Below are 12428 nucleotides of genomic sequence, written 5' to 3' on the forward strand. Positions count from 1 at the left end.
TTTGTCGGCTGGTTACTTCCTTTTGATCAGGCCGTAGATCACCAGCAGCACAATGGCACCGACCAGCGCGCCGATAAAGCCTGCGCCTTGACCGGCCTGGTAGATCCCCAGGGCCTGGCCGCCATAGGTCGCGGCCAGGGAGCCGGCGATACCCAGCAGGATGGTCATGATCCAGCCCATGCTGTCGTCGCCAGGCTTGAGGAAACGCGCCAGCAGGCCGACGATCAAGCCGATAAAAATGGTTCCGATAATACCCATGGCATTTCCCTCTGATTGGTATGAGACATGCCAAAGCCTAGTCAGACTTTGGCATCCTGCAATCAGAGGGACGCCGAGGCTTAATGGTTCCCGTGGCGGCGCGGCTTATTGTTCGGCGATCAAGGCTTCGACCTTGAGGATCTGCGCCTGAAGGGTCGCGCGGTCCTTGCAGCGCAGGTTGGCGTGACCCACCTTGCGCCCGGCCTTGAAGGCCTTGCCGTAGTGATGCACATGGCAATCGTCGATCGCCATTACCCGCTCAACCGGCGGTACCACGCCGATGAAGTTGAGCATGGCGCTCTCGCCCACCTTGGCCGTGGAGCCCAACGGCAAGCCCGCCACCGCCCGCAGGTGGTTTTCGAACTGGCTGCACTCGGCGCCTTCGGTGGTCCAGTGCCCGGAGTTGTGCACGCGCGGCGCGATTTCGTTGGCCTTGAGACCACCATCGACTTCAAAGAATTCGAACGCCATCACGCCGACGTAATCCAGCTGCTTGAGCACGCGGCTGGAGTAGTCTTCGGCCAGCGCCTGCAGCGGGTGATCAGTGCTGGCCACGGAGAGCTTGAGAATGCCGTTGACGTGGGTGTTGTGCACCAACGGGTAGAAACGGGTTTCGCCATCACGGGCGCGCACGGCGATCAGCGAGACTTCGCCGGTGAACGGCACAAAGCCTTCCAGCAGGCAGGCGACGCTGCCCAGCTCGGCGAAGGTGCCGGCCACATCGGCAGCGGTGCGCAGCACTTTCTGGCCCTTACCGTCGTAGCCCAGGGTGCGGGTTTTCAGCACGGCCGGCAGGCCGATACTGGCGACGGCGGCGTCCAGGTCCGCCTGGGACTGGATATCGGCGAAGGCCGGCGTCGGGATGCCCAGGTCCTTGAACATGCTCTTTTCGAACCAGCGGTCGCGCGCGATGCGCAGGGCTTCGGCGCTCGGGTACACCGGTACGAACTGCGACAGGAAGGCCACGGTTTCGGCCGGGACGCTTTCGAACTCGAAGGTCACCAGGTCGACTTCGTCGGCCAACTGGCGCAGGTGGTCCGGGTCGCTGTAGTCCGCGCGCAGGTGTTCACCCAAGGCGGCCGCGCAAGCGTCCGGCGCCGGGTCCAGGAAAGCGAAATTCATCCCCAGCGGGGTTCCCGCCAGAGCGAGCATGCGGCCCAGTTGGCCACCACCGATTACACCGATTTTCATCGTCAACAACCTCAGGCGATACGTGGGTCTGGATTGTCCAGCACGCTGTCTGTCTGCTCAGCACGGAATTTTTTCAGCACCGCATGAAACTGCGGATGCTTGGCGCCCAGGATGCTGGCGGACAGCAACGCGGCGTTGATCGCGCCGGCCTTGCCGATCGCCAGGGTCGCCACCGGGATGCCGGCGGGCATCTGCACGATGGACAACAGCGAATCCACGCCCGAGAGCATCGACGACTGCACCGGCACGCCCAGCACGGGCAGGTGAGTCTTGGCTGCACACATGCCTGGCAAGTGCGCCGCACCGCCGGCACCGGCGATGATCACCTCGATGCCACGGGATTCTGCTTCATCGGCATACTGGAACAGCAGGTCCGGGGTGCGGTGGGCGGAGACCACCTTCACTTCATACGGAATGCCGAGTTTTTCCAGCATATCGGCGGTGTGGCTAAGGGTGGACCAATCGGACTTGGAGCCCATGATCACGCCAACCAATGCACTCATCGTCGTGCCTCTTCTCTCTGGGCGCCCGCAGGCGCGTCAAAAAACAACAAGCCACGCGGGAAATCCGGCGTGGCTTGGTGTACGAATTAAGGCCGGTTGGACCGGCCGAAGGCCGCGCAGTATACCGTAATAATCCAGATAAACAGCCCCTTGGACGACCATCTGCCCAGCGGTGCAAAGTGGCGGTTTTATTGACTTAAGAGTCAGCGAATACACCCTGAAACCTGTGGGAGGGGGCTTGCTCCCGATAGCGGTGGTTCAGCGACCTATCAGTACCAGACACACCGCTATCGGGAGCAAGCCCCCTCCCACATTTGAGCTATGTTCGGCTCAGGTATTCTGTGCAGCGCCACCTTCCAACTTGCGCCACAACAGCCGCACATTCGCCTTGCGCACCAGCGCACAGCGGTACAGCCGAATCTCCAGCGGCACGTGCCACTGCGATCCGCCACACACCACCAATTCGCCCCGGGCCAGTTCCGCCCGCACGCTCAATTGCGGCACCCAGGCGATACCCAATCCTTCCAGCGCCATGCTTTTGAGGCTGTCGGCCATGGCCGTCTCGTAGATCGTCGTGAAACGCAGGGCGCGCTGGCGCAGCAGTAAATTCACCGAACGGCCCAGGAACGCGCCGGCGCTGTAGGCCAGCAACGGCACGCTGCCCTCGCCTTCGAGGTCGAACAATGGCTTTCCATCCGCATCGGCGGCGCACACCGGGAGCATTTCGGTGTTGCCCAGGTGCAGCGACGGGAAGATCTCCGCGTCCATCTGCATCGCCGCATCCGGGTCATAGAACGCCAGCATCAGGTCGCAACCGCCTTCGCGCAGCGCATGCACGGCATCGCCAACGTTGGTCGCCACCAGCCGCGTGGCGATGTTCAGGCCTTCATTGCGCAACTGCGCGATCCAGCGTGGGAAAAAGCCCAGCGCCAGGGAGTGCGCGGCGGCCACTTGCATGACTTCGCCCTGCCCGCCTTCCAGGTGATGCAAATGGCGCAGCACTTCACCGAGCTGCTCGACCACCGTGCGTGCGGTGACCAGGAACAACTGGCCCGCCGCCGTCAGCTCCACCGGCGTGCGCGAGCGGTTGACCAGGGTCAGGCCCAACGCGGCCTCCAGGCTGCGAATGCGTCGGCTGAACGCCGGCTGGGTGACAAAGCGCCGCTCCGCCGCCTGGGAAAAACTGCGGGTGGCCGCCAAAGCGCTGAAGTCTTCCAGCCATTTGCTTTCAAGGTTCATCACTGCCTCCACGGGAATGCACCATTTTGGCACACACGCCCGTCATGGTAACCGGGTCACATCCACATTATGCCGTTTGTGCATAGGCCAGTGTTTAACAGCATTGGCCCAAAAACTTCTACAAGCCTAGCATTCGCAGCGTTCCGGCCAGTTCCGGGTCCATATCGAGATGATTTCCGTCATGTCCTCCGCTGCATCATTCCGCACAGAAAAAGACCTGCTTGGCGTACTCGAAGTACCCGCTCAAGCGTATTACGGCATCCAGACCCTGCGAGCGGTGAATAACTTCCGCCTCTCGGGCGTTCCGATTTCGCATTACCCGAAATTGGTGGTCGGCCTGGCAATGGTCAAGCAAGCGGCCGCTGACGCCAACCGCGAACTGGGCCAACTCAGCGAAGCCAAGCACGCGGCTATCAGCGAAGCCTGTGCCCGCCTGATCCGCGGCGATTTCCACGAAGAGTTCGTGGTGGACATGATTCAAGGCGGCGCCGGCACTTCAACCAACATGAATGCCAACGAAGTCATCGCCAACATCGCGCTGGAGGCCATGGGCCACCAGAGAGGCGAGTATCAGTACCTGCACCCCAACAACGACGTGAACATGGCGCAGTCGACCAACGACGCCTACCCGACCGCGATCCGCCTGGGTCTGCTGCTGGGCCATGACGCGCTGCTGGCCAGTCTCGACAGCCTGATCCAGGCGTTCGCCGCCAAAGGCGTCGAGTTCGGGCATGTGTTGAAAATGGGCCGTACCCAATTGCAAGACGCCGTGCCGATGACCCTCGGCCAGGAATTCCGCGCCTTCGCCACCACCCTCGGTGAAGACCTGGCCCGCCTGAAAACCCTGGCGCCGGAGCTGTTGACCGAAGTGAACCTGGGCGGCACCGCCATCGGTACCGGCATCAATGCCGACCCGCGCTACCAGGCCCTGGCCGTGCAACGCCTGGCCCTGATCAGCGGCCAGCCGCTGGTACCGGCTGCTGACTTGATCGAAGCCACCTCCGACATGGGCGCCTTCGTGCTGTTCTCGGGCATGCTCAAGCGTACCGCCGTGAAGCTATCGAAGATCTGCAACGACCTGCGCCTGCTGTCCAGCGGCCCACGTACCGGGATCAACGAGATCAACCTGCCGGCACGCCAGCCAGGCAGCTCGATCATGCCCGGCAAGGTCAACCCGGTGATCCCGGAAGCGGTGAACCAGGTGGCATTCCAAGTCATCGGCAACGACCTGGCGCTGACCATGGCAGCCGAAGGCGGCCAACTGCAGTTGAACGTGATGGAGCCGCTGATCGCGTTCAAGATCTTCGACTCGATCCGCCTGCTGCAACGCGCCATGGACATGCTGCGCGAGCATTGCATCGTCGGCATCACCGCCAATGAAGCACGCTGCCGCGAACTGGTGGAACACTCCATCGGCCTGGTCACCGCGCTGAACCCTTACATCGGCTACGAAAACGCCACCCGCATCGCGCGCATCGCCCTTGAAAGCGGCCGCGGCGTGCTGGAACTGGTGCGCGAAGAAGGCTTGCTCGACGACGCCATGCTCGACGACATCCTGCGCCCCGAAAACATGATCGCTCCACGCTTGGTCCCGTTGAAGGCCTAAGTGTTTGTTGCACCGCTCACCAGGTTGAGGGACTAGACACCTCTCACCTTTTGAGGGCCTGAAGGCTCGTTCTTCAGGCCCTTTTTTTTGCTCTGAGGTTGTGAAATGACGCCCATAAAAAATCCAATATCGCACCGCAAACCCACCTCTCCTGTAACGGCTTGGCTGAAACCTTTAATCGGCCCAGGCAGACGGATCACATTCGCCTAGGTATAGTGCCGCCCCTCTTCGCGTCTGCGGCCGTCGGTAACGAGGCCCGGGTACAACGCGAAACCGCATGAATAACAACACCCGCAAAAGGATTGGGGTCGAACGTCGTGCACTGCCTGGTGCCATACGATGTGTCGGACCGTCCTGCGTTTGCCATTAGAAAAATCAGCGAGGAACACTCCATGCTCGAAGTCATCAACGACTTCCTCTCAGGGAAAGTACTGATCGTGCTCATTGTCGGGCTCGGCGGTTATTTCACGATTCGCTCGCGTTTCGTGCAGTTGCGTCACTTTTTCCACATGTTCTCGGTGTTTAAAGACAGCCTGAAGAGCAGCTCCGGCCAACTCAGCTCGTTCCAGGCGCTGATGCTCAGCCTGGCCGGCCGCGTGGGTGCCGGTAACATCGCTGGTGTCGGCATTGCCGTAACCCTGGGTGGCCCGGGTGCCGTGTTCTGGATGTGGGTCACCGCGCTCGTGGGCATGTCTTCGAGCTTCATCGAGTGCTCCCTGGGCCAGTTGTACAAGCGCACCGACGCCGAAGGCACCTACCGTGGCGGGCCGGCTTATTACATCCAGCACGGCCTGCACAAACGCTGGCTGGGAATGGTGATGGCGTTCCTGTTGCTGGTGACCTTCGGTTTCGCCTTCAACGGCCTGCAAGCCCATGCCGTGACCCACTCGCTGAATAACGCCTTCGGCCTCGACACCACCTACACCGGCCTCGCGCTGGCGGTGCTGCTGGGCCTGGTGTTCATCGGCGGGATCAAGCGTATCGCCTCGATCGCCGACCTGCTGGTGCCGGTCAAGACTCTGGTCTACATCGCCGTGACCCTGTACGTGATCGTGCTGCAATTCGACCACGTGCCGGCCATGCTCGCGACGATCGTCAAGAGCGCGTTCGGCCTCGACCAGGCCTTCGGTGGCCTGGTGGGCAGCGCGATCATCATGGGCGTCAAACGCGGCGTGTTCGCCAACGAAGCCGGCCTGGGCAGCGCGCCTAACGTGGCAGCCGTGGCGTCGGTGGAACACCCGATCGCCCAGGGTGTGGTGCAAGCGTTCAGCGTGTTCCTCGACACCTTTGTGATCTGCACCTGCACCGCTTTGTTGATCCTGCTGTCCGGCTTCTACACCCCAGGCTTCGAAGGCGACGGCATTGCCCTGACCCAGAACTCCCTGGCGGCAGTGGTGGGAGACTGGGGCCGCATGTTCATCTCGGTGGCCCTGGCGTTATTCGTGTTCACCTCGATCATGTACAACTACTACCTGGGCGAGAGCAACCTGCGCTTTTTGGTCGGCAACAACCGCAAGGTGCTGATGGGCTACCGCGCATTGGTGCTGGTGCTGATTTTCTGGGGTTCCATCGAGAACCTGGGCACCGTGTTCGCCTTCGCCGACATCACCATGACCATGCTGGCGTTCGTCAACCTGTTCGCCCTGGCGTTCCTGTTCAAGATCGCCATGCGCATCCTGAACGACTACGACAACCAGCGCGCCGCAGGCATCAAGACCCCGGTGTTCGACTCCAGCCAGTTCCCTGATCTGGACCTGGACCGCAAGGCCTGGCCGGCGAATCCGGTAAAACCGCAAGCGACCCCGGCGGCTGAATTGAACGCTCAATTGCAACGCTGAGCGTAGACAGATGACACGCCGCCTGGCCTTGGGCATGCTCTGGGCCCGGCGGCGTTTTTCGTTCAGGAGATTTTCAAATGCAACCAGCCAATAACGTCATGGTGCTCTACACCGGTGGCACCATCGGCATGCAGGCCAGCGCCAATGGCCTGGCACCCGCTTCCGGATTCGAAGCCCGCATGCGTGACCAGTTCGCCAACCTGCAAGCGCCCGCCTGGCGTTTCCGGGAAATGTCGCCGCTGATCGACAGCGCCAACATGACCCCCGCTTACTGGCAGCGCCTGCGCACCGCCGTGGTTGAAGCGGTGGACGATGGCTGCGACGCGGTGCTGATCCTGCATGGCACCGACACCCTGGCCTACAGCGCAGCAGCCATGAGCTTTCAACTGCTGGGCCTGCCGGTGCCGGTGGTATTCACTGGCTCCATGCTGCCCGCCGGCGTGCCTGACAGCGATGCCTGGGAAAACGTCAGCGGCGCCTTGGTGGCGTTGGGCGAAGGCCTGGCACCGGGCGTGCACCTGTACTTCCACGGCGCGCTGATGGCGCCGACCCGTTGCGCGAAAATCCGCAGTTTTGGGCGCCATCCCTTCGCCGCGCTGCAGCGCAACGGCGGCGCGGCCAAGGCAGAAGCACTTCCCGCCGCCCTGGATTACCGCCAGCCCAAGGCCCTGGCCAACGTCGGCGTGTTGCCGCTGGTGCCAGGGATCGGCGCCGGGCAACTGGATGCGCTGATCGACAGCGGGATCGGCGCGCTGATCCTGGAATGCTTCGGCAGCGGCACCGGGCCGAGCGACAATCCGGCGTTTCTCGCCAGCCTCCAACGTGCGCAGGACCTGGGCATCGTGGTAGTCGCCATCACTCAATGCCATGAAGGCGGCGTGGAACTGGATGTGTATGAAGCCGGCAGCCGCCTGCGCGGCGTGGGCGTGTTGTCGGGCGGCGGCATGACCCGCGAAGCGGCCTTCGGCAAGCTCAACGCCTTGCTGGGCGCCGGGCTGGCCACGGCCGATATCCGCCGCCTGGTCGAACTGGACCTGTGTGGGGAGCTGCGCTGAGCCAGCGTCGACCGCTACATAATCACCCCCTGCCCTGACTGGCCGGTACCTAGCATGGAACACCCGAGTGGAGACCTCGGGTCGCTTCCATCAACCCGCCAGACAGGATGCCCCATGACTACGCACAGCCGAACTTTTGAGCAACCATCCGTCAAGCCTGCGGACCTGACACTGGACCTGCTCACCCAACTCACTGCACGGCCCTCATTCAGAGAAGTGGCCTCAGTGTTGTTGCGCCAGACCTTACAAGAGCAGTACCCGGCACTCGACATCAATCCCGACCTCAGTCTGGTCGGCAGCCCATCCTGGGAAATCGTCGAGGACAAGATCGTCCCCGGGCTGACGTTCTATCAAACCCTCAGCGACATCCTGGCCAGACAGTCCGTAGTCGGCGGGACGACAACGTACATTGAAGGCGAACACTTCCTCACCCAGCAACCGCTGACCGACCCGCCGATGCTGCTGCCCGTGCGCATTGTCGACATCGCCCACACCCTCAACACCCTGGCGCCGGTGATGCCGGCCGCGTTCCAGGAACAGCAGGTGGAATTCTGGAACCACAGCACCGACGACGGCCCGCGCTGGCATGGGTTTTCCAACTCATTGCGGGCAGCGTGGAATGTTCAGAGGGTGGACGGCTGGGATGACGACGACTGCGCCATGGCTCGCCTGTTGTTTCACGCCCCGGCCCGTAGCGGGCGGCTCAATGACCCTTACAACCTGCGAGCGTGCCTGATCGACATCGATCAGGTCGACGACGCAAAAGTCACGCATTTGAACGAGTGCTCGACAGCCGTACTGATCGGTCGACGGGACGAACGCGAAATTATCCTCACCTACTCCCTGCTCAAGGGGTATGAAAAATTCGCCTCGCTGGAGCAACTTGGCCAGAGCCTGCCGGACCGGCTGAGCCCGTCGGCCACGCGAAAAAAAATCCAGTGGCGGCTGTTCGAACCGACCGGCGACTTTTTCGACCACCAGGCCTGCAGCCTGATCGCCTTGCAGATCGAGGCCATCGGCACCCAGGATTTTTCCATCGACGATGAACCCGAGACGGCACCGGCGCTGGTTACCCCCGAGCAGATCGCCAAAAACGGGCCGCCCCTGGATTGGTACCGGCAAGTGCTGCCGGACTGGCTGCGGCAGGCCTCTCTCTCTGACCTGGGTTTCTATTCGCGGCATTTGAAAGACCTGGCCGCCCTGCAAAGCATGAACCTGGGCAAGTCCTACCAGGACGATATCCCGCCCATCGAGCAATATGCGCTTGAGGCGCTGAAGGCCGAAATGCTCAAGGAGCATCCAGAGGCGCTGCACCTGCCGCTGGACAAGCTCAGCATCCGGGTTCAAAGCCTGGTCGTGTGGGGCACCTTCACCGTGCCGGGACAGACGGACACCACCACCTTCAGCCTCAGCGAACTGGCCCTGCAGAACCTGATCGCGGTGCCGCTGGGCAACAAAACGCTGCTCCAAAGCAATGAGCGACCGTTGCCGCAATGGATGACCGTCGATTATGTGGAAAGCCTTGTCAGCAAGGCAGATATCGGCAAGCAGTACCCGGCATTGATCAACAGCAAGCTGCTGGAGATCAAGAGCGAAGCCTCACGGCGAAAGCGTCTCTACGCCCACCACCTGCGCATCCAACTGCCGCTGCTGGCCCTGCAATGCAAGATTCGTCGCGAACACGGGATTGATGAACAAGGCTACCGCTACGTCGCCGCCGCGATGCAGGCCGATACCAGGGACCGCAAGGTCGACGGGCAAGACATTGTCATCCGGCCCTTGGCCTTTGTGCCCCAACGCCGCAGCGATGGCTCGCGCGACGAGGTGGAAAACATGTACGTGATCGGCGCGAAGGGTTCTTCCGCCGGCCCCTGCCTGCTGTATCGGCCGCAGTTCGACCCGGCCCTGATCCAATACCCTTCCCACGCCAACCTGATGTATGCCATCGCCCAGTCCCCCGACCTGCGCAAGTCAGTGCTGGCGTGGCTGCCCGACGCCGTGCGCAACCATTACGCCAATTATGTGTTCCCTGGGGCACTGCCCTCGCCGTGGGCCGTCGCGGACTTTCTGGTGGACACCTCGACGCAATGGACCATGAGCGGACCGATAAGCCTGGGTGAACGCACGCTCGACGGCGATCTGTTTGCCAGCCTCTATGAGGCCAATGCCCACGCCCTGATCAAGCTCGCCGATCGCCAGTCGGTATCGAATGCGGAAAACCGCTGGGAGACGCTCAAGCATGCCGGCTGGACGCTGCTCAACGCCGCGCTGCCGTTTGCCAGCCCGACCGTGGCAACCGGCGCCTGGATCTGGCAGGTCGTCGAGCAAGTGCAACAGTTCGTGATTGCCTGGGAGGACGGCGCAAAACCCGCGCAATGGGCGGCGCTCACCGATGTGCTGCTCAACCTCGCCACCGCAATTACCCTGCACATCAGCACGCGCCTGCGGCCTGCGGGCCGTCGCCGGGAGCCCGAGCCCACGCTCATCAAGCCAGCGCCGCTGCCCACCGTGGAAACCCTCCAACTGGAAACGATTGCCACCCATGAGTTGCCAGCCGGCCATGCGCGATGGCTGCACACCAGCGGCGCGGTCAATCGGGCGCCAGCCACACTGGGCCGTGTGCTGGACAGCTTCAAGGTGAGCAAGCCGCACGAGCCGAGCACCGTCGAAACGAACCAGGGGCCGCACCAACACCTGACCCGGCACGACCAGAAGTACTACGCCCAGGTCGGCGAACGCTGGTTTGAAGTCGCCGTGGACGAGAACGATACCGTCATGATCATCGACCCGCAGCAGCCCGAGCGAACAGGCCCGACGCTGTTTCACAGCGCGGCGGGCCAGTGGGTTATCGACACTCGTTTGCGCCTGCGCGGCGGTGGCCCCAAACAGATGCTCAAGCTGGCGAAAGCCGAAGCAACCCTGCAGGCCGCCGAAGTACGCGACAAACTGGTGGCTTTCGAAAATGCGAAAAAAACCGCGCAAAGCGAGCTGCAGCAAACCCATCGGGCCATGACCGAAGCGCCTGGAACCTCCGCCGCCGCCAAGCGCGAACTCTACCTGCAGAAGCTCGGCACCCAGAGCGCCGACTATGAAACGGCGCTGCAGCAACTCAAGCGCCTGAACGTGTTCACCTCGGTGCCCGACTATCAACAAAAGGCCCTGGGCTACGTACGCGCGCAACTGGAACTCAACGAAGCCGGAATCCGCGAAGCGCAAACCCTTTTTACTCCCAAGCTCAAGACCACCCTGGACCAGATCGAACGCCAGAGCCGCGAATCCGGGCAGCGCGAGGTGGCGGGCGCTCAAGAAATGACCGACCTGAGCGAGGACATGATCGCGCGCCTGGATTACACGCAAACGCGCTTCGCCCAACTGCGGTCCCTGGCCCTGGATGGACAGCGCCTGATCCAGGACGCCAGGAAGCGGCTGCCAGCCTACACCAGCACTGACCTCAAGGCGCTGCAAGTGACCCTGGCGCGCAACCTGTGTCTGGAAAAAGCCAGCGCAGCCACCGAACCCGATGCCTGGAAGGTCATGGATGAGATCGTCGACAGCGCCGACCTCTCAGTCCAGGCCTTGTGCGACACCCTGCACGAGCGCAGCGAATCACGTCTGGATGAGCGCATCGATTCATTGGGCAGCCTGATCGAGCAATTCAAAGTCATCGATGAACGCCTGGAGGATTTCCCCCAGGAGTTTCCCGCCCTGGTCCTCTCGGACCCGCTGCAAGGCCTGCGCCTGAAGCTGCGCGAATTTTCCCAGGAGGCCCTGCATCATTTGAGCCTGTTACACGTCGAACGCGACGCCTTCAGAAACCGTCCGACGCCACCGCCGACACCGCCCAGGCCGCTGAAAAAGTTCATCCACACCCGTTACAACGGTGTGCTGATCGGTGAACCGCGACTGACGCCCATTGGCCTTGAAACCAACCTGGTGGATATCAAGTCGCCGCTGACCCAGCAGGTCATCGCAACCTTCCATGAGAAAAGCCCGAACGTGTGGTTGCAGCGCGTCACCACCTCGCAAGGCGAGGATGTCGTCCCCGACATCCAGGTCAGCCTGGACCACGGCCAGGCACTGCTGGACGGTCTGACTGCCTTCAAACGGCGCGCTGTCGAACAAAAGAACAAGCCAGATCGCACCGCCGTCGGTATCGAGTACCTGTATCACCGTCACGCTTTGCTGCTGGAAGAAACCAACCGACACATCGAGAGGGCGCTGGCCCACAACACTGTCACAGAAATCCACTCGAATTCGGCGGCCAGCATCGGCAAACAACTCCACGAAGCAGCACGGGAGCTTTATAAACTCGCATCCTCGCACATGATGCAAATGATCAAGCAACGTGCGCCGACCACCACCGGGATTGAATGGCTCAGAGATCGCAACGCGGTCATCATCAAGAAGGTCATCAAGCGGCGCCGGCTCACGAACACCGTGCCGGATTACCTGGATGAATACACCATCAGCGAGCGCTATAGCCATGAGGTACTGTGGTACGCGCACTTTCATTACTCAGCGGCCTGGACGCCGGACAAGTCCTTTATTTCCGCGCGGTTGAAGACACTCCAGGAATACCAAAAAGGGTCGTCGGCCGATTCCATTCAAGGGCTGACCGAGCAGCAGCAAATTGCCTACTTCCGTAGCGAGATCAGCCTGGAAGCCGCCAAGCGCTTATTTTTCGACCACTGACCGGCACACTCCTTGCTGCTTGCTGCCAAACCCCGGCAGGAACCGC

8 protein-coding genes are annotated in these 12428 nt (G+C 62.0%); 4 read left to right on the top strand and 4 right to left on the bottom strand.

The genetic code is table 11. From position 1 onward, the window contains the following. Positions 1–12: 12 nt before the first annotated feature. The 4 genes from C4J92_RS26480 to C4J92_RS26495 form a co-directional block, all read right to left on the bottom strand. Positions 13–258, bottom strand: coding sequence for a GlsB/YeaQ/YmgE family stress response membrane protein (locus C4J92_RS26480; RefSeq protein ID WP_057006311.1), 246 nt, complete (start codon positions 256–258; stop codon positions 13–15). Positions 259–363: 105 nt separating this feature from the next. Beyond that, positions 364–1449, bottom strand: a complete 1086-nt coding sequence (locus C4J92_RS26485) for a 5-(carboxyamino)imidazole ribonucleotide synthase (protein WP_124368859.1) — start codon at positions 1447–1449, stop codon at positions 364–366. Positions 1450–1460: 11 nt separating this feature from the next. Further along, positions 1461–1952 (bottom strand): 5-(carboxyamino)imidazole ribonucleotide mutase, encoded by a 492-nt coding sequence (gene purE / locus C4J92_RS26490; RefSeq protein WP_003195648.1) that lies wholly within the window; start codon positions 1950–1952, stop codon positions 1461–1463. 330 nt (positions 1953–2282) lie between these two features. Then, positions 2283–3191, bottom strand: a complete 909-nt coding sequence (locus C4J92_RS26495) for a LysR substrate-binding domain-containing protein (RefSeq protein ID WP_057726084.1) — start codon at positions 3189–3191, stop codon at positions 2283–2285. Between the two features lie 181 nt (positions 3192–3372). Here C4J92_RS26495 and aspA point away from each other — a divergent pair, with 181 nt between their 5' ends. From aspA to C4J92_RS26515, 4 genes are all read left to right on the top strand, one after another. Continuing rightward, positions 3373–4797 (top strand): aspartate ammonia-lyase, encoded by a 1425-nt coding sequence (gene aspA / locus C4J92_RS26500; RefSeq protein ID WP_124405696.1) that lies wholly within the window; start codon positions 3373–3375, stop codon positions 4795–4797. A 392-nt stretch (positions 4798–5189) separates the two neighbouring features. Then, on the top strand, positions 5190–6635 hold the full coding sequence (locus tag C4J92_RS26505) for a sodium:alanine symporter family protein (RefSeq protein ID WP_124405697.1): 1446 nt from the start codon (positions 5190–5192) through the stop codon (positions 6633–6635). Between the two features lie 77 nt (positions 6636–6712). Beyond that, positions 6713–7690, top strand: coding sequence for an asparaginase (locus C4J92_RS26510; protein ID WP_124405698.1), 978 nt, complete (start codon positions 6713–6715; stop codon positions 7688–7690). Positions 7691–7804: 114 nt separating this feature from the next. After that, the gene (locus C4J92_RS26515) at positions 7805–12382 is read left to right on the top strand and encodes a dermonecrotic toxin domain-containing protein (protein ID WP_256657437.1); all 4578 of its coding nucleotides are present in this window, start codon (positions 7805–7807) and stop codon (positions 12380–12382) included. Positions 12383–12428: the final 46 nt, after the last annotated feature.

This window comes from Pseudomonas sp. R3-18-08 (assembly GCF_003852065.1).
GTDB lineage: Bacteria > Pseudomonadota > Gammaproteobacteria > Pseudomonadales > Pseudomonadaceae > Aquipseudomonas.

What these genes read in the sequence shown, in the direction of transcription:
- C4J92_RS26480 (WP_057006311.1), bottom strand. Translation starts at nt 258, where the DNA reads ATGGGTATTATCGGAACCATTTTTATCGGCTTGATCGTCGGCCTGCTG.
- C4J92_RS26485 (WP_124368859.1), bottom strand. Translation starts at nt 1,449, where the DNA reads ATGAAAATCGGTGTAATCGGTGGTGGCCAACTGGGCCGCATGCTCGCT.
- purE (WP_003195648.1), bottom strand. Translation starts at nt 1,952, where the DNA reads ATGAGTGCATTGGTTGGCGTGATCATGGGCTCCAAGTCCGATTGGTCC.
- C4J92_RS26495 (WP_057726084.1), bottom strand. Translation starts at nt 3,191, where the DNA reads ATGAACCTTGAAAGCAAATGGCTGGAAGACTTCAGCGCTTTGGCGGCC.
- aspA (WP_124405696.1), top strand. Translation starts at nt 3,373, where the DNA reads ATGTCCTCCGCTGCATCATTCCGCACAGAAAAAGACCTGCTTGGCGTA.
- C4J92_RS26505 (WP_124405697.1), top strand. Translation starts at nt 5,190, where the DNA reads ATGCTCGAAGTCATCAACGACTTCCTCTCAGGGAAAGTACTGATCGTG.
- C4J92_RS26510 (WP_124405698.1), top strand. Translation starts at nt 6,713, where the DNA reads ATGCAACCAGCCAATAACGTCATGGTGCTCTACACCGGTGGCACCATC.
- C4J92_RS26515 (WP_256657437.1), top strand. Translation starts at nt 7,805, where the DNA reads ATGACTACGCACAGCCGAACTTTTGAGCAACCATCCGTCAAGCCTGCG.